This window comes from Terrisporobacter vanillatitrophus, assembly GCF_051148895.1.
Taxonomy (GTDB): Bacteria; Bacillota; Clostridia; order Peptostreptococcales; family Peptostreptococcaceae; genus Terrisporobacter; species Terrisporobacter vanillatitrophus.
In genome coordinates, this window is the sequence record NZ_CP154625.1 from 2,737,060 (window position 1) to 2,760,186 (window position 23,127).

Annotated in this window: 18 protein-coding genes and 1 other annotated feature; of the genes, 3 read left to right on the forward strand and 15 right to left on the reverse strand. The window is 28.5% G+C overall.

Annotation, left to right across the window (positions count from 1 at the left end; translation table 11 throughout):
* Positions 1 to 48: 48 nt before the first annotated feature.
* The 9 genes from TVTCOM_RS13635 to TVTCOM_RS13675 form a co-directional block, all read right to left on the reverse strand.
* Entirely contained in the window at positions 49 to 2,223 is a 2,175-nt protein-coding gene (locus TVTCOM_RS13635) for a hypothetical protein (protein WP_434796820.1), read from the reverse strand.
* Between the two features lie 227 nt (positions 2,224 to 2,450).
* Positions 2,451 to 4,625, reverse strand: coding sequence for a hypothetical protein (locus TVTCOM_RS13640; RefSeq protein ID WP_434796821.1), 2,175 nt, complete (start codon positions 4,623 to 4,625; stop codon positions 2,451 to 2,453).
* A 16-nt stretch (positions 4,626 to 4,641) separates the two neighbouring features.
* A complete protein-coding gene (locus TVTCOM_RS13645) occupies positions 4,642 to 4,899 on the reverse strand; it encodes an IreB family regulatory phosphoprotein (protein ID WP_434796822.1) in 258 nt (85 codons plus the stop codon).
* 18 nt (positions 4,900 to 4,917) lie between these two features.
* On the reverse strand, positions 4,918 to 7,557 hold the full coding sequence (gene alaS / locus TVTCOM_RS13650; RefSeq protein ID WP_434796823.1) for an alanine--tRNA ligase: 2,640 nt from the start codon (positions 7,555 to 7,557) through the stop codon (positions 4,918 to 4,920).
* A 161-nt stretch (positions 7,558 to 7,718) separates the two neighbouring features.
* Positions 7,719 to 7,936: a binding site (T-box leader), on the reverse strand.
* 65 nt (positions 7,937 to 8,001) lie between these two features.
* A complete protein-coding gene (gene mnmA, locus TVTCOM_RS13655; RefSeq protein ID WP_434796824.1) occupies positions 8,002 to 9,090 on the reverse strand; it encodes a tRNA 2-thiouridine(34) synthase MnmA in 1,089 nt (362 codons plus the stop codon).
* Positions 9,091 to 9,231: 141 nt separating this feature from the next.
* Positions 9,232 to 9,669 carry a Fe-S cluster assembly scaffold protein NifU gene (gene nifU, locus TVTCOM_RS13660; RefSeq protein WP_434796825.1) on the reverse strand — a complete coding sequence of 146 codons (438 nt, stop codon included), beginning with the start codon at positions 9,667 to 9,669 and terminating at the stop codon, positions 9,232 to 9,234.
* A 52-nt stretch (positions 9,670 to 9,721) separates the two neighbouring features.
* Complete coding sequence (gene nifS, locus TVTCOM_RS13665; protein ID WP_434796826.1) at positions 9,722 to 10,909, reverse strand: cysteine desulfurase NifS; 1,188 nt, start codon at positions 10,907 to 10,909, stop codon at positions 9,722 to 9,724.
* Positions 10,910 to 10,923: 14 nt separating this feature from the next.
* A complete protein-coding gene (locus TVTCOM_RS13670) occupies positions 10,924 to 11,385 on the reverse strand; it encodes an RrF2 family transcriptional regulator (RefSeq protein WP_434796827.1) in 462 nt (153 codons plus the stop codon).
* A 208-nt stretch (positions 11,386 to 11,593) separates the two neighbouring features.
* Entirely contained in the window at positions 11,594 to 12,367 is a 774-nt protein-coding gene (locus TVTCOM_RS13675; protein WP_434796828.1) for a GNAT family N-acetyltransferase, read from the reverse strand.
* A gap of 225 nt (positions 12,368 to 12,592) precedes the next feature.
* Here TVTCOM_RS13675 and TVTCOM_RS13680 point away from each other — a divergent pair, with 225 nt between their 5' ends.
* On the forward strand, positions 12,593 to 12,808 hold the full coding sequence (locus tag TVTCOM_RS13680) for a hypothetical protein (RefSeq protein ID WP_434796829.1): 216 nt from the start codon (positions 12,593 to 12,595) through the stop codon (positions 12,806 to 12,808).
* A 53-nt stretch (positions 12,809 to 12,861) separates the two neighbouring features.
* Here TVTCOM_RS13680 and TVTCOM_RS13685 read toward each other — a convergent pair whose 3' ends face one another.
* From TVTCOM_RS13685 to TVTCOM_RS13710, 6 genes are all read right to left on the reverse strand, one after another.
* Positions 12,862 to 14,139 (reverse strand): replication-associated recombination protein A, encoded by a 1,278-nt coding sequence (locus TVTCOM_RS13685; protein WP_434796830.1) that lies wholly within the window; start codon positions 14,137 to 14,139, stop codon positions 12,862 to 12,864.
* A 52-nt stretch (positions 14,140 to 14,191) separates the two neighbouring features.
* Positions 14,192 to 14,977, reverse strand: a complete 786-nt coding sequence (gene codY / locus TVTCOM_RS13690) for a GTP-sensing pleiotropic transcriptional regulator CodY (RefSeq protein WP_434796831.1) — start codon at positions 14,975 to 14,977, stop codon at positions 14,192 to 14,194.
* Between the two features lie 157 nt (positions 14,978 to 15,134).
* On the reverse strand, positions 15,135 to 17,210 hold the full coding sequence (gene topA / locus TVTCOM_RS13695) for a type I DNA topoisomerase (protein WP_434796832.1): 2,076 nt from the start codon (positions 17,208 to 17,210) through the stop codon (positions 15,135 to 15,137).
* Positions 17,211 to 17,237: 27 nt separating this feature from the next.
* Positions 17,238 to 18,335: a DNA-processing protein DprA gene (gene dprA / locus TVTCOM_RS13700; protein ID WP_434796833.1), complete on the reverse strand. Its 1,098-nt coding sequence runs from the start codon at positions 18,333 to 18,335 to the stop codon at positions 17,238 to 17,240.
* Positions 18,336 to 18,338: 3 nt separating this feature from the next.
* The gene (locus TVTCOM_RS13705) at positions 18,339 to 19,877 is read right to left on the reverse strand and encodes a YifB family Mg chelatase-like AAA ATPase (protein ID WP_434796834.1); all 1,539 of its coding nucleotides are present in this window, start codon (positions 19,875 to 19,877) and stop codon (positions 18,339 to 18,341) included.
* A gap of 12 nt (positions 19,878 to 19,889) precedes the next feature.
* Positions 19,890 to 20,234, reverse strand: a complete 345-nt coding sequence (locus TVTCOM_RS13710; protein WP_434796835.1) for a YraN family protein — start codon at positions 20,232 to 20,234, stop codon at positions 19,890 to 19,892.
* A 144-nt stretch (positions 20,235 to 20,378) separates the two neighbouring features.
* Between TVTCOM_RS13710 and TVTCOM_RS13715 the strand changes: the two genes are divergently transcribed.
* Positions 20,379 to 21,647 carry a CapA family protein gene (locus TVTCOM_RS13715; protein ID WP_434796836.1) on the forward strand — a complete coding sequence of 423 codons (1,269 nt, stop codon included), beginning with the start codon at positions 20,379 to 20,381 and terminating at the stop codon, positions 21,645 to 21,647.
* A 208-nt stretch (positions 21,648 to 21,855) separates the two neighbouring features.
* The gene (locus tag TVTCOM_RS13720) at positions 21,856 to 23,115 is read left to right on the forward strand and encodes a CapA family protein (protein WP_434796837.1); all 1,260 of its coding nucleotides are present in this window, start codon (positions 21,856 to 21,858) and stop codon (positions 23,113 to 23,115) included.
* Positions 23,116 to 23,127 lie beyond the last annotated feature (12 nt).

Consider the following 23,127-nt stretch of genomic DNA (forward strand, 5'->3'; position numbering starts at 1 on the left):
TATATTTTAAAAATTAGCCAGGATTATATTGTTGCTAATTTTCACAATTTATTCTTGTTTATTATTAAATATTATCATATTAATGCTAATAATTAAAATTGGTATTAGTATATATATGGATGCTGTAGCTGCTGCTACTATTCCAGAGTCATTAACTAATAATGTTACTAAACATCCTATTATAGTTGCGATAAACCCTTTGAATATCATAGGACATTTATTAGATATATTTTTCATATGTCTTGACGGTCCAAATATAAATATACCTATAACACCTATTCCCGTTAATAAAATATTAACCCAAACAGTAGATCTTGTTAGTTTTAAATTCATTGAAATTTTTCTAGAGAAGGTTAATATTATAGGACTTGGCCCTTCTCGAAGTATTTCCATTACAAAAGCTCCTAAATGAGATTTTGTTCCCATTAGTATATCTACTCCAGCAAATCCTAACACTAATATAAATGCTGCCAATCCTACCATTATTACTTTCTTTAAATTTAGTTTAACATCATATATCAACATCATAAATATTAAGAATGCAATACATTCAGATATAGCTGCTCCAACATTAGCTCCCATAAATGGTGATGCAGTTGTTATTAATAGTACAACAAACAATGCTCCAACTAACCATTTATGTATTCTTTTGTTATCTAATAAAACTGCTAGTCCAAATATAGCACTTCCTATAATAACACCTTGGTATTCATTACCTACCCCATAGTATCTAGCACCTACTATAGCATCATAACTCATCACACTATATTTCATAAAGAATGTTCCAATTATTGAGTCAAATACTACTAGTCCTATTGTTAGTAAAGCATAATATGACATTTGTTTTATATCACTCTGTTTAAATAATAATCGCCCAGATAAATATATTAAAATACTCATTCCTATCACGCTTATTATTATACCCATCTGAGTTTCAGCATTAAATATTGGTGCAGATAGTAAAGCAAGAGGCATTATTAGACCTAATTTAATAAATTCTTTTAAGACTATAAATACTTTATCTTTATAAGATAATTTATTTTTAAATAGTAAAGCTAGCATTGCCATTACTCCTGATACAGATACAATTCCTACAAAAACATTAACTACAGTAGATCTTATACTATTAATTGAAACTATTTTTTCATATTGATTCGATAAATACTTTATATTATCATCTTTTTCAATATAATCAAATGATCTACCTATCATAATATCATTTGATAGTCCAAATTCGTTTAGTATGTCCACACCTAAATCTAAATTTGCTATTATACCATCTCTTCTTGTGGTAGCACTTGATAATAATCCTTTTTTATAATCACTAAACTTAATTACTGGAGATAAACGTCTTTTGTTACTATAATCTAGGCTGCTTTGAAATTCGCTTACAATATATACTACATCATTTTTACTTACTATATTGAAGACTTCGCTTAAATAGTTATTTACATTAGCATATATATTTTTTTTAATGTTATTATAAGTTTTTTCATTTAAATTAGATTTATATTCATCTAATCTGTATGTATCACCTAATTCTATAAATAACGCATCATTATCTTTATAATATGATTTAGTTTCGTTGATTAATTTTTCATAATCTGTTCTTATTCCATAAGGCATAGATAAATCTTTTGTGTTTATATTATCTACATTTCCTGAATAAACTCTACCAAAAGTATCCATACCTATTAATCCAGCATTTCTTATTTTTACCAAATTATTATTTTCTACTATATCGCTATTTCCTAACAAAGCTATTTTCTTGTTATTGTCTGATAATGTTTGACCTAGCACTCCTAGTGTAGAACCATAACTACCTTTTTCAACATTAATGTTAATGGATGCATTAATGTCCAAATTATTTATTTCTTTAGGATTTTCTCCTGTAGCAGACTTATATATTAATCCACTTTCTTCAGTTAAGTTTACAAAAGAAATAGGGCCCTCACTAATAACATTAGCCCTGCCTCCTGCACCTATACTAGCATATGATCTTGCATCATCATTTCCTTGATCACCTCTAGTATTCATTAAACCAATATATCCACTCTTACTTAATTTTTCTTTTAAAACAGGTATTCTTTGTAAATCATTTATATTAGATCTATTCATACTTATATAAATGACTTTACCTTCTTCTGCCGCAAAGGAATAATTAGGGATAAATCCAATACATGTCATAATTAATAATAATAATGCTATTATTTTTTTACTCATTATAATTGACCCACTTTCTATTTTGATAAATAACACTTAAGAATTTTTCCCAGTAATTCATCTCTTTCGGATTTTCTCATTACTGTTCAAGCGTACTTTTTCTCTTCTAACATTACCTTAAATAAGATTTTTTAGCAACCACTTATAAATATAATTAATAGGTACTTATATAAGTTATTTTATATTAAAAAAATTAGCCAGAATTAAATTCTGGCTAATTTCAATTGCTATTCTATTTTATCATTAAATATTATCATATTAATACTAATAATTAAAATTGGTATTAGTATATATATAGATGCTGTAGCTGCTGCTACTATTCCAGAGTCATTAACTAATAATGTTATTAAGCATCCTACCATAGATGCAATAAATCCTTTAAATATCATAGGATATTTATTAGATATATTTTTCATATGTTTAGAAGGTCTAAATATAAATGTACCAATTACAGCTATTCCTACCAATAATATGTTTACCCATACAGAAGATTTAGCTAGCTTTAAGTTCATAGATATTTTTCTACCAAATGTATTAAGTATAGCTTGTGGTCCTTCTTGTAGTATTTGTTGAGTAAATACTCCTAAGTGAGACTCCATTCCTAACATTAAGTCCAAACCTGCAAATATTAAAACCAATACAACTGCTGATAAACCTAATATCATGATTTTTTTGAAGTCTAACTTTACATCAAATATTAACATAATAAATAATAAGTATGCTATACATTCAGATATAGCTCCTCCAACATTTGCACCCATTGAAGGAAATGCACTTGTAATAAGTATTGCAACTGATAAAACAATCGTAAACCACTTTGGTATTTTTTTGTAATTAAGAAGTACGGATAATGCAAATACCGCACTTGCTATTGTTACACCTTCATACTCATTACCAACTCCATAATATCTAGCTCCAACTATTGAATCATAGCTCATTATACAATTTTTCATAAGAGGGGTTCCCATAACTGAGTCAATAGCAATTAAAGTTATAGTAAGTAATGCATAATATCCCATTTGTTTAATATCATTGTCTTTAAATAGCACTCGTCCTGATAAATAAAGTAAAATGGTCATTATAACAACGCCACCTACTAATCCTAATTGACTCTTAAAGTTAAATATAGGTGATAGTAATAAAGTTAAAGGCATTATCAATCCTAACTTAATTAACTCTTTTAATATTACAAAGATTTTTTCTTTGTGAGGTAATTTATCTTTACATAATAAAGCTAACATCGCTATTACCCATGATGCAGATACAATTCCCACAAAAGTGTTTACAACTGTAGCTCTTATATTATTTATTGAAACTATTTTTTCATATTCTGAAGATATGAAATCCATATTGTTATCTTTTTCAATATTATTTAATGCTCTTCCTATCATAACTTCATTTTTTAGTCCAAATTCATTTAAAATATCTACACCTAGATCTAAATTTGCTATTATTCCATCTCTTCTCGTTGTCGCACTTTCTAATAATCCTTTTTTATTATCAGAAAATTTAATAACAGGAGTTAGACGTCTTTTATTATTATAATCTAGAGTACTAGGAAATTCACTTACAATATATACAACATCATTTTCACTTACCATATTAAATACTTCTTTTAAGTAAGTATTTATATAAGAATAAATTTGATTTCTTGTTTTGCTATATGTATTTTCATTTAAGTTCGATTTGTATTCATCTAGTCTATATGTATCACCAAGTTCTATAAATAAAGCCTCACTACTTTCATAATATGTTTTAGTGTCAGCAGTTAATTTATCGTAGTCTGTTCTTAGTCCATATGGCATATTTAAATCTTTTACAGTAATATTATCCACATTTCCAGAATCAACTCTACCAAAAGTGTCCATACATATTAATCCTGCATTTCTTATTTTTATCAATTGATTATTTTCTACAATATCACTGTTACCTAATAATGCTACTTTTTTGTTATTATCAGCTAATGTTTGACCAAGTAGTCCCAATGTAGAACCATAACTTCCACTTTCAACATTGTTATTAATAGATTTATTGACAGATAGGTTATTTATACTTTTGGGATTTGCTCCTGTAGATGCTTTGTATATTTTACCATTCTCATCAGTTAAATTTTCAAAAGATATAACTTCATTATTAACTACATTAGCTCTACATCCAGCACCTATACTAGCATATGATCTTGCATCGTCATTTCCTTGATCACCTCTAGTATTCATTAAACCAATATATCCACTCTTGCTTAACTCTTCTTTTAAAACAGGTATTCTTTGTAAATCATCTATATTAACTCTATTCATACTTATATAAATAACCTTACCTTCTTCTGTTGCAAAGGAATAATTGGGAATAAATCCAATACATATCATGATTAATAATAATAATGATATTATTTTTTTCCTCATTTATTTGACCTACTTTCTATTTTGATAGATAATACTTAAGAATTTCTTCTAGCAATTCATCTCTTTCGTATTTTCTTATTACTGTTCTAGCGTCTTTGTGACTTGTTATATAACTAGAGTCACCAGATAGGATATATCCTATCATTTGATTGATAGGATCATATCCTTTTTCTTGTAGAGCTTGATAAACATAATTTATTGTTTCTCCTACGCTCATACTTTTATTTTCTGTAACTCCTTCGAATTTCACTGTATAATCGAAATTATTATCCAAAATAATTCCCCCTTTCAGTTATTTAACTTGGCTTTTTATAACCTCACTTGCATAACTTAAAGCTTCATCTACTTTTGAAATATCAGTTGCTCCAGCTTGTGCCATGTTTGGTCTTCCGCCACCTTTACCGTTAGCTATTTTTGCAACTTCTCTTACAATATTTCCTGAGTGTACACCTTTTTCTATTACATCATTTGTTGCAGTAACAACAAAGTTTACTTTATTATCTACTACATTTGAAAGAACTACTACTCCACTTCCAACTTTGTCTCTTAGAGAGTCTGCTGTTTCTTTTAAAGAGTTCATGTCTATTCCTTCAAATTTAGCACACAGTAAACTTACTCCAGACACATCAACTTTTGAATCTAATAAAGCATCAACTGATTGTAAATTTAATTTAGTTTTTGCATCTTGTAATTCTTTAGATAAAGATTTATTTTCTTCTACTAAAGTATGAGCTCTTTGAACTAAATTATCTTCTTTTGTTTTTAAGGTTACACATATGTCATTTATTACTGTATCTCTGTTCGTTAAGTATTCATAAACAGCCCTACCAGTTATAGCTTCTATTCTTCTAACACCAGCTGCTACTCCACCTTCAGATAATATTTTGAATAGTCCAACTTGAGAAGTATTGTTAAGGTGAGTTCCTCCACAAAGCTCTACTGAGTAGTCCCCCATAGATACAACTCTTACCTCATTACCATACTTTTCGCCAAAGAGTGCCATAGCTCCTTTTTCTTTTGCATCTTTTATATTCATAATTTCACAATTTATGTCTAATGCATCTAAAATAGCAGTATTTACTTTTTCTTCTACTAATTTTAACTCCTCTTTTGATATTGGTTCAAAATGAGTCACGTCAAATCTTAACCTTTCTGGAGTTACTAAAGAACCAGCTTGGTTAACATGATCACCTAAAACTTCTTTTAATGCTTCATGTAATAAGTGCGTTGCAGTATGGTTTCTTGCAGAAGCCATTCTTATTTCTTTGTTAACTTTTGATTCTAATTTATCATTTACACTTATTTTACCTTTTTTTACAAATCCTATGTGTTTTATAGTGTTGTTTGCACCTTTTTTAGTATCCACAACTTCAAATATAGTTTCTGCATTTTCTAATGTACCTATATCTCCAGCTTGTCCTCCACCTTCTGCATAGAAAGCAGTTTCATTTAGCACTACTATAGCTTTTTCACCTTCACATATAGTATTTACTACTTCATCACCTTTAACTATAGCAGTAACATTGCCATAAACATTTAAGTTTTTGTATCCATCAAACGTAGAAGCTATACTTTCATCCAATGTTGATAGTGGGTCTTCTTTCCAACCTTCATCTTCCATAGCTCCTCTATCAGCTCTAGCTCTTTGTCTTTGTGCTTCCATTTCTTCTTGGAATCCATCTTCATCTATTTCGTAACCTTGTTCTTCAAGAATTTCCTGAGTTAAGTCCATAGGGAATCCATAAGTATCATATAATTTAAATGCTTTTTCTCCACTTAAAACTTTTTCATTGTTTTCTTTTAGCTCATCTATATAAGAATTTAATATTTCAACACCTTGATCTAAAGTTTCGTTGAATTTTTCTTCTTCTATCTTAATTACTTTTTTAACGTAATTTTCTTTTTCTGCTAATTCTGGATATGCCTGTCCACTTACTTCTTTAACCCTGTCAAATAGCATATATAAGAAATCTTCTTTAATTCCTAATAATTTACCATGACGAGCTGCTCTTCTAAGTAATCTTCTAAGAACATATCCTCTTCCTTCATTTGATGGTAATACACCATCAGCTATTAAAAAACTCATAGCTCTCATATGGTCAGTTATTATTCTTATAGATACATCATTTTTAGCATCTTTTCCATATTTAATATTTGCTAATTCTTCTATTCCTTCAATAATATATTTTATAGTATCTATTTCAAATATATTATCTACGTCTTGCATTATACAAGCCATTCTTTCAAGTCCCATACCAGTATCTATGTTTTTGTTAGCTAGTTCTGGATAAGTTCCATCTTCTTGTCTATCAAATTGAGTGAAAACTAAGTTCCAGAATTCTAAGTATCTATCACAATCACATCCTGGCTTACAATCCGGATTATCACATCCAAATTTTTCACCTCTATCAAAATATATTTCTGAACAAGGTCCACATGGTCCAAGTCCTATTTCCCAAAAGTTATCATCTTTTCCAAGTCTAACCATTCTCTCTTCTGGCACACCTATTTCTTTAACCCAGTAATCATACGCTTCATCATCATCTAAGTATACAGTTACCCATAGTTTATCTTCTGGTATATGTAAATGTTGCGTTATAAACTCCCATGCCCATGTTACAGCTTCTGGTTTGAAGTAATCTCCAAATGAGAAGTTACCCATCATTTCAAAGAAAGTACCATGTCTAGCAGTTTTACCAACATTTTCTATATCACCTGTTCTTATACATTTCTGACAAGTAGACATTCTTTTACTTGGTGGTACTTCCACTCCTGAAAAATAATTTTTAAGGGGTGCCATACCTGAGTTTATAAGTAATAAACTTTTATCATTGTTTGGTATTAAAGACGCACTTTTACCTACATAATGTCCTTTTGATTCAAAAAACTCTAAAAATCTTTTTCTAATTTCATTAGCTCCTAAGTTTTGCATTAGCTTTACCTCCTATAATTTATATCTTTTTCTTTACAAATAAATCTTCCTATTTTTACCATCGTTTAAGTAATAAATATATTTATCTTAAATTAGCAAATATATTTTAAAATTCACTTTACTTAAAATAAATTTAAAAACCTCGCACCTATATAAAACTATATAGGGGCGAGGTATATTCGCGGTACCACCCTAATTATCATAATAAATATGATATCTTCGGAAAACCTTAGCTATAACGTAACTACCGTCAATCTATACTTAATTTCCAGATTGATACTCCAAGACTGCTTCAAATATTCTATTCTAGGAGTTCTCACCATTTCTCCTTCTCTGTGAAGACTTTAAATATCTTACTACTTCTTTTCACTGTATTTAAATTATTTGTAAAATTATATTTTCTTATAGTAATTCTACTAAATTTTCAATTTATAATCAAGTATATTATAAACTTTTGTCTATAATTCCTCCGCCAACTACTTTGTTCCCTTGATACATTACAACAGATTGGCCTTTAGTAATAGCTCTTTGAGGTTCGTCAAATACTATTCTTATGGAATCTTTTCCGCTATTGTATACTGTAGCTGGAGATGGTTTTGCAGAGTATCTTATTTTTGCTTCTACTCTAATTGGTTCTACAATCTCATCTACTGTTATTAGGTTAACATCTTTTGCTATTAATTCATTACTGAATAAATCATCATTTGATCCCAAGATTACTTCATTAGTATCTGGATTTATATCAAGAACAAACATAGGCTTACCAAAAGCAATACCTAATCCTTTTCTTTGTCCTATTGTGTAATAAATTATTCCTTTATGTTTTCCTAAAATATTACCTTTAGTATCTACAAAGTTTCCTTCTTTAATACGTTTATTTGAATGTCTTTTTACATAGTTTGCATAATCATTATCTTTTACAAAACAAATTTCTTGGCTATCAGGTTTATTATGAACGTCCATTCCCATTTCTTTTGCGATTTCTCTTACTCTATCTTTTTCATAATCACCAATCGGAAGCAATGTATGCTCTAATTGCTCTTGTGTTAGATTATATAATGCATAAGTTTGGTCCTTTTTATCAGTCACTGATTTCACTAAATAATTTCTACCAGTTTCTTCGTCTTTTTCAATCTTAGCATAATGACCAGTTGCCACATAATCACAACCTAGTGCCATGGCTCTTCTATATAGGTCATCAAATTTTATATGTTTATTACATGCTATACAAGGGTTTGGTGTTCTTCCTTGTAAATATTCATCAATAAAATAATCTATTACTTTTTCTTTAAATACATCTTTAAAATTTAATACGTAAAATGGTATGCCTATTTTGTCTGCAACAGCCCTTGCATCTTCTACTGCTGCCAGTGAACAACACCCACCATCATTTTCTATCAGATCATATTCTTCATCGTCTTGCCATAATTTCATAGTAACGCCGATTACTTCGTATCCTTGTTTTTTTAGTAAGTATGCAGCAACAGAGCTATCTACTCCACCGCTCATACCTATCATTACTCTTTTGCTCATTTTCTAAATCACCTCATTCTCTATATTATATATACTTTAAAAGAATTTTAAAAGTATATTTTTAAATTCTCAAAATTTCTTGCTTCGTTGACAAAAAAAATCTTTGAGATAAGTTACCCCAAAGATTTTATTTATTTTATATTAGTCTTCTTCTATATCATGGTGATGATCATCATCTATAACTACACCATCTAATTCTGGTATGTGTATATTATTTTTTTCTGCATAATCTATTAATGCTGCTTTTATAGCTTGTTCTGCTAAAACTGAACAGTGCATTTTAACTGGTGGTAAACCATCTAGAGCCTCAGCAACAGCTTTATTAGTAATATCTAAAGCTTCATGTATAGTTTTTCCTTTTACCATTTCTGTAGCCATTGATGAAGAAGCTATAGCCGAACCACATCCAAATGTTTGGAATTTAACATCTTTTATTATGTCATCTTCTATATCAAGGAATATTTTCATTATATCCCCACATTTAGCATTTCCAACTTCACCTATTCCACTTGCATCTTCTATTTGTCCAACATTTCTTGGGTTTAAGAAATGATCCATTACTTTATCACTATATTGCATAATCTTTTCCTCCTAACATTCTCCACTCTATCTATTTAGTTTAAATTTATTATTAATTTTGTGCTTGTAAATAAGTTTGATATAAAGGTGATAATCCTCTAAGTCTTTCAATTATTTTTGGTAGATTTTCTAATATATAATCTATATCATCTTCAGTTGTAAAATCTCCCACAGTAAGTCTTAAAGAACCATGTGCCCATTCATGAGTTAATCCTATTGCCATTAATACATGAGATGGATCTAGAGATCCTGATGTACAAGCAGAACCACTTGAACCAGCTATTCCTACTTGATCTAATAATAGTAATATTCCCTCACCTTCTATAAATTCAAATGAGAAGTTTGCATTACCTGGTAATCTATCAGTTCTATGACCATTTACTCTTGTATGAGGTATTCTCTCTAATACACCTTCTATAAGTTTTTCTCTAAGTCTTGTTAATTCTGTTACATGGTGTTCCATGTTTTCTTTAGCTATCTCTGCTGCTTTTCCATATCCTACTATTGCAGGTATATTTTCTGTACCAGCTCTTTTTTTCTTTTCTTGAGCTCCACCATGTATAAGGTTGTGTATTCTTAAACCTTTTTTCATATATAAAGAACCAATCCCCTTTGGCCCATATATTTTATGAGAAGACATACTCATTAAGTCAACATCTATATCTTTAACATCTACTGGTATATTACCAGCTGCTTGAACTGCATCTGTATGCATTAAAGCCCCATGTTCATGAGCTATTTTAGCTATTTCTTTTATAGGTTGTATTGTTCCTACTTCATTATTTGCATACATTATACTTACAAGTATAGTAGTATCTTTTATTTCTCTTTTTAATTGTTCTAAATCTACTTTTCCGTTCTCATCAACATCTAGATAAGTAACTTCAAATCCATGTACTTTTTGTAAATATTCACAAGTGTGAAGTATAGCATGATGTTCTATTTTACTTGTTATTATATGATTTCCTTTATCTCTTCTTGCAAAAGCTGTTCCTTCTAAAGCCCAGTTATCACTTTCACTACCACCATTTGTGAAATATATTTCACTTGGATCTGCATTAATAAGTGATGCAACTTGTTTTCTAGATTTATCTAAAGCTGTTTTTGCTTCTCTCCCAAATAAGTGGAAACTTGAGGCATTTCCAAAGTAATCAGTTAAATATGGCATCATTTCGTCTAATACTTCTTTTTTTACTGGAGTAGTAGCTGAATAATCCATGTATAATCTTCTTTTTTCCATCGTAAACTCATCTCCTATTTTTTATTATTCATTAACTCTGTTATATCAAATTCTTTTATGTTATTTCTTTTATTGTAGTCATCAACCATATCTTGTAGTGTAATTGAATTTAGTACGTCTTCAATCCCTTTTTTCAACTTTTCCCATACTAATTTGGTAGAACAATCATTTGCATTTTCACAAACGCCTTCATCTATAATACATTGAGAAAGTGCCACAGGGCCCTCAAGTATAGTAAGTACATCACCTACAGTAACCTCATTAGGTGCTTTATTAAGAAGATATCCGCCTTGTGCTCCTCTTACACTAGTTATTAATTTTGACCTTTTTAATGTAGAAAATATTTGTTCTAAATACTGCTCTGGTATTTTTTGTTTACTTGCAATTATGTTTAAAGGCATAGGACCTTCATTAACATGCAAAGATAATTCAAATATTGCCTTCAGTCCATATTTACCTTTAGTTGATAATTTCATTTTTTATCACCCTCTGTATCCAATATAATTCATAGTAAACTTGTATGAATTACTTTGATATCATTGTATTATTTCCTACTATTTTTGTCAAGATTATTTCTGACTATTTTTATCAGAATTAATTTCTTAACATTTAATGATACTTCATTTATACCCATAAATAGAAAAAGATAACTTGAAAAATCAAATTATCTTCTTATAATTTTTTCTATTTTCGATATATACTCCAGTATCCAATTTGTTCAAATCCCAACATTTTATAAATATCACCTGCTGCTTCATTATCACAAAACAAACATGGAATTTTGTTTTCCTCTAGTAATTCATTACAAATCTTTATTAAGCATTTGGTAGCATAGCTTCTCTTTCTATATTTAGGGTGAGTACCCACCCCTATAATCATAGCATTATGTCTATTTTCTGAAGTTGTTTTAGCCATAGAAACTACTTTTCCTTCTCTTTCTATACAGTATCCTCTTCCAGTTTTTAAACTAGACTTAATATTATCTACTGTTGTGTCTTCAAATTCATCTATTTCTTCATATAATCTTACTATTTTATTTAAATTACCAAACCTAATTTTTCTAAGCTTAATATTATCTTCTATGTACGGAGGTAGTAGATTTTTATTAATTAATTTAAAAATATTAACTTTTCTATATCTTTCTAAGTAAATCTTTGTTTCTAATTTTTCCAATGATTGTGATTTTCCGCAGACCTCTTCACAATTACTATCGTTTATAAATTCTGCAAAATCATCTACATTAAACTTATCATAAGCATAAAATATAATAAATTCAAAACATTTTAGTAAAATACCTTCAATTTCTCCTTCTTCATTTATTCCACCATAAATGCTAAAAAAATAACTATCATAGCCATATCTTTCAATATCACTTAATAAAAATATATTCACTTCTCTTTCTTTGTGCAAATATTCAATAACTTTCTTATGATAAGTACTATTTAGTCTTTGAATCATTAACATTCCCCCTGATATATAACCATCATTTATTAAAATTACTAAAAACTCCTCAATATTAATCATAAGTTTATTTAATTTCACTTGCAATTAAAAATTGTACTTACTAATATATATAGTTAAATAATTAATTTTTTATGATTTTTTACTGGTAATCTTTTATAAGAATTTTAAATCATTTAAAACAAATAATAATCTTATAAATATGCAAAAGGATGTGTTAAAATGACTGACAAAAAAAGACCTAGCACAAAAAAAATGAAAGATTACGAAAATGAGAAGTTAGAAATATCTAGCGAATTAGGAACAATTAATATGAATGATGTACAAGTAAATGTTAAAATAGCTGCCCAAGATGAAGCAAAATATAGCAGTAAAACTACTACAAAACAACACAACTTAAATAACCAAATGAAAACTACACCTCACGAAAAAGTATAGTTAAATATTACCGACAAAATAAAAAACAAATATACCATTGGCATATTTGTTTTTTATTTTGATTTATTTTTAATTAATTCCCAATAATTTTGGAATGCACTTTCATTTTTATTTTTACCATGCACATAATATTTTTTATCTTTTATTGCATCTGGTAAATACTGTTGCTCTACATAATGATTTTCAAAGTTATGAGGAAATTTATATTCAACACCTCTACCTAATTTTTTTGCACCAGCATAATGAGCATCTTTTAGATGGTTTGGTATTTCTCCTGTTTCAATATTATCCAAATCGTGCAAAGCCATATCTATGGCATTAATTGCCGAATTAGACTTAGGACATTGTGCCAGATATATAGTTGCTTGTGCTAGAGGTATACGTGCTTCTGGAAAACCTAATTGAAGAGCTGCTGAAACACAAGCCTCAGTTATAGTTATAGCTTGAGGCACTGCCAAACCCACATCTTCACTGGCAACACATAATAATCTTCTTGTTATTGATTGAAGATCTCCTGCTTTTATTAATCTTGCTAAATAATGAATTGCTCCATCAGCATCTGAGCCTCTTAATGATTTATGAAAAGCTGACAATATAGAATATCCATCATCTCCACCTTTATCATAATTTAACATTTTTACAGAAGAGCAATTTATAACATCATCTAGTGTTACTGTCACTGAGTTATTGAGAATGTCTATTCCCACGTTAAAAACTAACTCTAATTTATTTAAAGCACTTCTCATATCACCATTGCAAGTATCTGCAATATACTCCAAAGCCTTATCTTCTATGTGAATACTCTCATATGAATATAAACTTTTCATTTTATTTACAGTCCTATTTAGACCTTTTAATATATCACTTTTTACAATAGGCTTAAATTCAAATATTGTACTTCTACTTAAAATTGCCTTATATACTACGAAATATGGATTATCTGCAGTACTAGCTATTAACGTGACTGAGCCATCTTCTATTACTTCTAATAAAGATTGCTGCTGTTTACGGTTAAGGGCTTGTATTTCATCAAGCATTAAAAGTATACCGTTGTAAGAAAACAAATCTTGTTTATTTGCATCAATTACTTCTTTTATTTCTTTAACTCCACAATTTACAGCATTAAGCTTTACATATTTTTTATTGGTACAATTCGCTATAATGTTTGCAAGTGTTGTTTTCCCTGTACCTGGAGGACCATACAATATCATATTTGGAATAGTATTATTATCTAATAATTTATTTATAATTTTCCCTTTGCCAATTATATGAGATTGTCCTACCATATCATCTAAGTTTTTAGGACGTAATTTATCTGCTAAAGGTTGCATATCTTCCACTCCTTTATATGTAAAAAAGGTATCTTATAAAGATACCTTTTTTCTAATAATTACTTCTTACTTTTTTAAGTTCTGGTATTAACTTATCATTAAGAATTTTTATATGAGTCCCCTTCATCCCTAAAGATCTAGACTCAATCACCCCTGCACTTTCAAATTTTCTAAGGGCATTTACAATTACTGATCTTGTTATTCCAACTCTGTCAGCAATTCTACTAGCAACAAGTAAACCTTCACTTCCTTCTAATTCTTTGAAAATATGCTCAACTGCTTCTAGTTCTGAGTAAGATAATGTTCCTATAGCCATTTGAACTATTGCAGTTTTTCTCATTTCTTCTTCCATTTCTTCACTAAGTCCTCTTAGAACTTCCATACCTATTACTGTAGCACTATACTCAGATATAACTAAGTCATCGTCTGTAAATATATCATTATATCTTGATATTACTAGTGTACCAAGTCTTTGTCCACTTCCTAGTATAGGAACAATTGTAGTATATTTTTCTAATCTTCCTTGCTCATATGGAAATACATCTAATACTTTCTCTCCTGTTAGGTTTTCCAATGTTTCATTAATTTTTAAAACACTATCAGTATAAGCTTTAGGGAAAACTTGTAACTTAGTTTCTTCATCTTCTATAACAGAACTATCTTGAATATCTGTTAAATAAAGTCCTATTACTTTTCCTTTTGCACTTATAACATATATATTAGCATCTAATACTTCCCCTAATGTTTCTGCTAATAAATTAAATGATACACTACTACCTCCGCTTGTTTGAAGAGTTTTATTGATTCTTCTTGTCTTTTGTAATACTTCACTTGCCATTTAATCATCTCCTTAACAAAGTTTAAGGTTTCAAGAATTTAATATTCTCTAGTTTCCTAGTCATTTACTTATTTTACCTATTTCATTCTAACACAAAAATGTACACTAAACAATAAATTGTTTATATTTTTGCCAATATTCTGTCATCTCCATAATTTTATTCTAAAATTCTTCCTTCAGCCTTACATTCTTTATTAGAACATACCTCTTTTGTCTCATTTTTTGTTTGTTTTTCTACCATGTAAGAACCACATTCTTTACAAATTTCGCCCGTAGGTTTGTACCAACTTATAAAATCACACTCTGGATAATTTGAACATCCATAAAAAGCCTTACCTTTTTTAGATTTTCTAAGAATAATCTCTCCTTCTTTACACTTAGGACATTTTACTCCTACCTTATTAACCAATGGTTTTGTATTTTTACAATCTGGATAATTCTTACATGCCATAAATTTACCAAATCTACCGTATTTAATAACCATGTTTGAGCCACATAGTTCACAAATTTCATCAGTTTCTTCATCCATGTTAATTTTTTCAATTTTTTCTTTAGCTTCTTCTATGGCTTCTTTTAAAGGCTCATAAAATTCACCAACAACATTCTTCCACCTGATATCGCCTTCTTCTATTTCATCTAATTTACTTTCCATCTTAACAGTAAAGTCAACATCAATAAATTTTTGGAAGTTTATATTTAAAATATCAGTTACTATCATACCTAACTCTGTTGGATGTAAACTAGTCCCTTGTTTTTCAACATAACCTCTATTTAGTATTGTTGTTATTGTCGGAGCGTAAGTACTAGGTCTACCTATACCAAGTTCTTCTAAAGTTTTTACCAAGCTAGCCTCAGTAAATCTTGCTGGTGGCTGAGTAAAGTGTTGAGAAGGTATAAATTGATTTACTTCTAACTCATCACTTTCCTTTATTGGAGGTAAAATTTTATCTTCTCGTTCTGTAAAATTATAAATCTTAGTATATCCATCAAATTTCATTACTGAACCTGTTGCTCTAAATAATGCATTTCCTATTTTGCAATCTACATTTAAAACATCGAATAAAGAGTCTTCCATCTGACTAGCTACAAATCTTCTCCAAATCAAATTGTAAAGCTTATATTGATCTTTACTTAATGAACTTTTTACACTATCTGGTGTTCTAAGTACTGAAGTTGGTCTAATAGCTTCATGGGCATCTTGTACTTTTTTCTTTTCTTTATTTTCTTTTTTGTCAGTATTTACTTTATAGTAGTTTTCTCCTAATTCTTCAAAGATATATGATTTTGACTTTTCCTTAGCTTCTTCAGAAATTCTTTTTGAATCTGTTCTTATGTATGATATAAGACCTACGGTTCCTTCTCCTTCAATATCCACACCTTCGTATAATTCTTGAGCTATTATCATTGTCTTTTTAGTTGTAAAAGATAATTTATTAGCTGCATCTTGTTGAAGTACACTAGTTGTAAACGGCTTTGGAGCAGACTTCCTTCTGGTTTTTGATTCAATTTTTTCTACTATTAATTTTCCATTTTTTATATCATCTAAAACTTTATTCACTTCTTCTTCATTATTTAAATCTATTTTTTCATTGTTAAATGATATAAATTTAAATAATACAATTTCTCCATCTTGAGTTTTTCCTTCAATTTCTAAAGTCCAATATTCTTTAGGTACAAATTCATTAATTTCTCTTTCTCTTTCACATATTAATTTTGTTGTTACTGATTGTACCCTACCTGCACTAAGACCTTTTCTTACTTTTGCCCAAAGGATAGGACTTATTTGATATCCTAAAAGTCTATCTAATACTCTCCTTGCTTGTTGAGCATCTACAAGTTTTAAATCTATGTTTCTAGGACTTTTTATAGCTTTCTTGATAGCATCTTTTGTTATCTCATTGAATTCTATTCTACATTCATCATTTTCGTCAATACCAAGTATATATGCTAAATGCCAAGAAATTGCTTCTCCTTCTCTATCAGGGTCTGTTGCCAGATATACTTTCTTAGATTTTTTAGCTTCTTTTTTTAATTCTTTTATTAAATCACCTTTACCTCTGATATTAATATATCTAGGTTCAAAATCGTTATCTATATCAACACCTAAAGTACTTTTAGGTAAATCTCTAACATGACCAACTGAAGCCTTTACAGTATAATGGCTTTTTCCTAAGAATTTTTCTATTGTTTTAGCTTTTGCAGGCGATTCCACAATTACCAATGTTTTCGCCATTTTCACACCCCCACCATTAAATTATTTTTAGTTTATACTAAACATTTTATTATTCATTTCAACAACTAAGTCTCTTAGTAACAATTCATTTATGATAGTATTTACATTTTTAATATCAATACCAGTAGTATCACAAATTTCATTAATTTGCAACATACCTTGTCTTTTTATAACCTCAATTATTTTTAATGCTTCATTATTTAAATCCTTAATATCATATTCTATACTATTTTTATTATTATTAAAACCACTATTATTATATTCATTTAAAATGTCATCAATATTTTCTATTAATTTTGCACCTTCTTTAATTATTTTATGACAACCTTTGCTTAAATCTGAATCAATACCACCAGGAACTGCAAATATATTTTTACCTTGATCTAATCCTAAATCAGCAGTAATTAATGCACCACTTTTTTCTCCTGCTTCTACAACAATAATACCATCACTTATTCCACTAATAATTCTATTTCTACATGGAAAATTTCCTCGAGTTGTAATATGTCCTACGTTGTACTCTGATAAAATTAATCCTCCATCTTCTAAAATGTCATTAGCAAGTGGTTCATTAGTTGATGGTCTAATATTATCTAAAGATGATGCTAAGACTGCTATGGTCTTACCTCTTCCCTTTATACACCCTCTATGACAGCAAGAGTCTATTCCTAATGCAAGTCCACTTATTATATTAATATTTTGCTCAGATAATTCATAACTAATACGATGTGCACAATTCATTCCGTATGGCGTAGGTTTTCTAGATCCTACCATTGCTATATTTAAATTATTATTTATTATGGACAAATCCCCTTTATAAAATAATAATAAAGGAGAACTATAAATATTTCTAAGTTTTTCTGGATATTCTTTGTCTTCTATACAAATATACTGAATAGAGTTTTTATATAATTTTTCCTTAATTTCATCTAAATTGAAACGACTAATATATTTTACTAGATTTTCTTTAATATTTAAACTTATATTTTTTAAATTATATATATCTTTTTCACTAAGATTTATAATTTCCTCTACACTACCCACTTCATTAAGTATTTTACCAAGAGTTATGGTGCTTAATCCTTTTATTGATTTTATGCATAAATAAATATCCCTTTTATTCATAATTCACTCCAATCTAGACTTAAAATATGTATAATAAGCTTTTCTAAATGAGTAAGACTCTAATACATGACTTGAGTTTATATCTTCTTCTCCTTCTAAATCTGCTATTGTTCTGGCAATCTTTATTAATTTTGTATAACTTCTATTACTTAACTCATGCTTATTATAAATTTCATCTAAAATATTTTTAGTATCATTATCTAATTTACAATACTTGTCTATCATAGCTGTAGACATTTCATTATTGGTGCTTATTAACTCATCTTTAAATCTTTGTTTTTGTATTTTTCTTGCTTTTTCAACCCTAACTCTTATTTCTGTAGAAGTTTCTTCCTGGGATTTTTCATTAAGTTTTTTAAAAGGTATTTGAGTCATTTCCACAAATATATCAAATCTATCTAAAAGTGGTCCGGATAATTTATTTCTATATCGAATAATATCAAAACTTTGGCAACGACATTGTGTTTTTGATAAATATAAACCACATGGACAAGGATTCATAGCTCCAATAACTAGCATATTACAAGGATATTTCACATTATGTCTTACTCTAGATATATTTACATATTTGTCTTCCATAGGTTGCCTTAAGCACTCCAGTATTCTTCTATCAAATTCTGCTATTTCATCTAAAAACAATACGCCTCTATGAGATAAAGTAATTTCTCCTGGCTTAGAATTATAACCTCCTCCTACTAAAGATTGCATGGTTGTGCTATGGTGAGGAGATCTGAAAGGTCGCTCTTTAATTATTCCATATTCTTCATCAATTAATCCTGCTATACTATAAATCTTACTTATTTCAATCATTTCATCTTTATCTAATTTAGGTAATATGGTTCTAATACGTTTTGCAATCATGGTTTTACCTGATCCAGGAGGACCTACCATAATAAGATTATGATTTCCTGCAGCACATATTTCAGCAGCTCTTTTTACAAAGTAATTGCCCTTCACATCTTTAAAGTCTTCTGTGTAACTACACTTTACATCTTCTACTTCTAAGTCCTTATAATTTAAAGAAATATTTTTATTTTCATTGAGATAATTAATGCATTCCTTCAAGGTTTTTACAGGTATAATTTCTATTCCATCAATAAAATTACTTTCTCTTAAGTTATCATATGGTATAAAAATTCTTTTAAAGTTTTCTTTTTTAGCTCCAATTACTAAAGATAAAATTCCCTTTACTTTTCTCAAGTGTCCATCTAAAGATAACTCTCCAACAAAGACGCACTCATTTAAATATGAATCCTCTTTATTTAAATATTTTCTTAATATACCAATGGAAATAGGTAAATCTAAAAATGAACCTTCTTTTTTAATGTCTGCTGGTGATAAATTAACTACTATTCTTGAATTTGGAAAATCATAGCCACTATTGATTATTGCAGATTTTACTCTTTCTCTTGCTTCCCTTACTTCTGTACTAGGAAGTCCTACCACATTAAATGATGGAATACCTCTACTTATATCCGTCTCCACCTTTACTAAAAAACTTTCTATTCCTATCAAATTATTAGAATTTATTATACTTAACATATTTCCCCTTTCCTAAAAAGCATTCACAATATGATTTATTTTTTTTTCATTAAAATAAATTTCAATTACATCGAACCTAATAGATAGATTTTCTAAAGAATTGTCTAAAATATAATATTTTGCCACATTAGTTATTTTTCTTTTTTTCTTATAATTAACTGACTCTGATGGATATCCATAATTTATATTACTTCTGCTTTTTACTTCAACAAAAACTAATTCCCCATTTAATTTGGCTATTATATCAACTTCTCCCATTTTCGTTCTATAATTTTGTTCTATTATTTTTCCACCTTTTGAAATAATGTATTTTAATGCAATTTTTTCACCTATTTTACCTTTTTCAATATTATTCATATTTTCACCTTATTATTTTTATTATGTGATTATTGTCAAGGTAATTATCATATATACAAATTTTTTATAATTGATAAATTATTTCAATAAATATATGATTATTGGTAAGGGGTATGTAAATTAATTATTAAAGGGGGATAATTAATGTCTAGAAAAAAATCTAGAAAGAAAAGAAAAAGTAATAACAAATTATTTGTGATTATAATAATTGTTATATGTAGCATGGGAGTTTTTTTCATTTATAAGGGTTTCAACAAGGATACAAAGGAAAGTAAAACAAATAATACGATTCCTATATTTAACGAAAATGTGAAAACTTATGAGGCTTCTATATTGGCCACTGGAGACGTTATGGTTCATTCACCTCAACTTCAAGCTCAATATGATTATTCAACTGGTACTTATAACTTTGACAATAACTTTAAATATGTAAAAAAATATATTGAAAACGCTGATTATAGCTTAGCTAATTTGGAGACAACCTTGGCTGGCAATGATGTGTATCAATATAGTTCATATCCCACATTTAACTCTCCTGATGAGTTGGCTGATGCACTAAAAAACGCTGGTTTTGATTTATTATCAACAATAAATAATCATAGTTTTGATAAAAGGGATTTAGGAGTTAATAGAACATTATCAACTTTAAAAGAAAAAGGATTTGATACAGTGGGTACAAGAGAAAACTCTTCTGACAAGGAATACATAATAAAAGATATAAATAATATTAAAGTTGGTATCACGTCTTATTCTTATGGCGATGTAAAAAATGATAATAAGTATTTAAATGGTATTAAAATATCTGAAGACTGGGAAAATAAAATGAATATTTTCGATTCTTCAGACGTGGATAAAGCATTTGAGACTATTTCTTCTACAACAGACAAAATGAAAGATTCAGACATACAGGTTGTTATTATACATTGGGGTATAGAATATGCAAGAAATGAAACAGATTTCCAAAAACAATTGGCTCAAAAGCTTTGTGATGATGGTGTTGATATCATAATAGGATCTCATCCTCACGTAGTGGAGCCTGTAGAAACAATTACATCTTCAGATGGGAAAAATAAAACCCTTGTAATTTACTCTTTAGGAAATTATATCTCTAATCAAAGAAGAGAAACTGTAGGGGCATATAGTGAAGATGGCCTAATGGTTAATATTGATATAAGCAAAAAAAGCAATGAAAAAGAAGCTAAAGTGGAAAAAGTCACTTGTATACCTACTTGGGTAAATAAATATAATAATGGTTATAAAAATGTTTATGAAATTGTCCCTATAGAAGATGAAAGTGACCTAAATTCAATCACGTCTTTAAATAAATATAACGTAAAGCAGTCATATAACAACACTGCCTCATTGATAGATAATTCTGATATAATCACAGTTGTAGATAGTCCTTTTAAGTAAATTCTACGCTTATTTAATAAAATAAAACCCAATCTTATTTTTAAGACTGGGTTTTATTTTTTATATATTATTGTATTTTGTTTAACTTAGTTATTTCCAAAAAAACTCTTAAATATACAAAATAAAACTTTTCATTGAAAATATGCTAATTTATATATAATATAAAGTTATATGAATATTTTATATTTTTAAGATAGGGGGCAAAAAAATGTATAACTATAACAATCGTAATACTAAGAAATTTCTTATTTGTTTTTGCTTAAGTATATTAATTATGGGAGCATTTTCTTTTGGTATTATTAATAAAACATCCATCTTCTCTAAAAATAAATCGCAAGAAGCGTCTGTATTTACGCCTAAAAATGAAGAAGTTAATAAAGCCTCTTTATTAGCTGTAGGGGATACTATGGTTTATAATCCTCAATTAACTGCACAATACAATGTATCTAGTGCAAAATATAACTTCAATAATAACTTTGAGTATGTAAAAAAATACGTTGAAAAAGCTGATTATTCCACGGTTAATTTAGAAACAACATTAACTGGAAATAAAGTTTATAGATATAGCTCTTATCCAAAATTTAATTCACCAGATGAGCTTGCCGATGGTTTAAAATATGCTGGTTTTGATTTAATTTCCACAGCAAACAATCATGCTTATGATAAGGGTTACTTAAGTATTAAAAATACTCTTGCTACCTTAAGAGATAAAAATCTTGATGTAGTTGGAACTAGAGAAAGTAATGATGAAAGATTTATAGTAAAAGAAATCAATGATATTAATGTAGGTATTACTTCTTATTCTTATGGAAGAATTATTGGTGATAGCAAATATTTAAATGATGTTAAAATATCTGATGAATACAAAAACAGTGTTAATATTTTTGATTCTACAAGTGTAGATAGAGCATTTAACAATATAAACTACACGCTTAAAAAAATGAAGAATACTGATTTACAAATAGTGTATTTACACTGGGGAGATAAATATTCTCTTAAAGAAAATTCTTTCCAAAAGGAACTAGCACAAAAACTTTGCGATGCTGGTGTGAACGTTATAATAGGTTCTCACCCTCATGTTGTACAGCCTGTAACAACTATAAAGTCTAGTGATAATAAACACCAAACTGTAATTGCTTATTCTCTTGGGAACTTCTTATCTAACCAAACTAGAGATCAATTTAACCAATATACAGAAGATGGTCTAATGATAAATATAGACATAAGTAAAAGTAATAATGAGAAGGCAAAAGTTGAAAAAGTCACTTGTATACCTACTTGGCTAAATAAATATTACAATAGCAAAACTGCTAAGTATATTTACGAAATAGTGCCTATTGCAAATAAATCAGATTTAGATAAAATAGATAATTTATCAGAGAGCAAAATAAAAAAATCTTATGAAAATACTGCTAAACAAGTTGAATCATCAGATTTAATAAATATAATTGAAAATCCTTTTAAATAAAAAATAGATAGC

Excerpts from the sequence above, each read along its gene's own strand:
- TVTCOM_RS13635 (WP_434796820.1), bottom strand. The coding sequence starts at position 2,223 with ATGAGTAAAAAAATAATAGCATTATTATTATTAATTATGACATGTATT.
- TVTCOM_RS13640 (WP_434796821.1), bottom strand. The coding sequence starts at position 4,625 with ATGAGGAAAAAAATAATATCATTATTATTATTAATCATGATATGTATT.
- alaS (WP_434796823.1), bottom strand. The coding sequence starts at position 7,557 with ATGCAAAACTTAGGAGCTAATGAAATTAGAAAAAGATTTTTAGAGTTT.
- mnmA (WP_434796824.1), bottom strand. The coding sequence starts at position 9,090 with ATGAGCAAAAGAGTAATGATAGGTATGAGCGGTGGAGTAGATAGCTCT.
- nifU (WP_434796825.1), bottom strand. The coding sequence starts at position 9,669 with ATGCAATATAGTGATAAAGTAATGGATCATTTCTTAAACCCAAGAAAT.
- nifS (WP_434796826.1), bottom strand. The coding sequence starts at position 10,909 with ATGGAAAAAAGAAGATTATACATGGATTATTCAGCTACTACTCCAGTA.
- TVTCOM_RS13670 (WP_434796827.1), bottom strand. The coding sequence starts at position 11,385 with ATGAAATTATCAACTAAAGGTAAATATGGACTGAAGGCAATATTTGAA.
- TVTCOM_RS13675 (WP_434796828.1), bottom strand. The coding sequence starts at position 12,367 with ATGATTCAAAGACTAAATAGTACTTATCATAAGAAAGTTATTGAATAT.
- TVTCOM_RS13680 (WP_434796829.1), top strand. The coding sequence starts at position 12,593 with ATGACTGACAAAAAAAGACCTAGCACAAAAAAAATGAAAGATTACGAA.
- TVTCOM_RS13685 (WP_434796830.1), bottom strand. The coding sequence starts at position 14,139 with ATGCAACCTTTAGCAGATAAATTACGTCCTAAAAACTTAGATGATATG.
- codY (WP_434796831.1), bottom strand. The coding sequence starts at position 14,977 with ATGGCAAGTGAAGTATTACAAAAGACAAGAAGAATCAATAAAACTCTT.
- topA (WP_434796832.1), bottom strand. The coding sequence starts at position 17,210 with ATGGCGAAAACATTGGTAATTGTGGAATCGCCTGCAAAAGCTAAAACA.
- dprA (WP_434796833.1), bottom strand. The coding sequence starts at position 18,335 with ATGAATAAAAGGGATATTTATTTATGCATAAAATCAATAAAAGGATTA.
- TVTCOM_RS13705 (WP_434796834.1), bottom strand. The coding sequence starts at position 19,877 with ATGTTAAGTATAATAAATTCTAATAATTTGATAGGAATAGAAAGTTTT.
- TVTCOM_RS13710 (WP_434796835.1), bottom strand. The coding sequence starts at position 20,234 with ATGAATAATATTGAAAAAGGTAAAATAGGTGAAAAAATTGCATTAAAA.
- TVTCOM_RS13715 (WP_434796836.1), top strand. The coding sequence starts at position 20,379 with ATGTCTAGAAAAAAATCTAGAAAGAAAAGAAAAAGTAATAACAAATTA.
- TVTCOM_RS13720 (WP_434796837.1), top strand. The coding sequence starts at position 21,856 with ATGTATAACTATAACAATCGTAATACTAAGAAATTTCTTATTTGTTTT.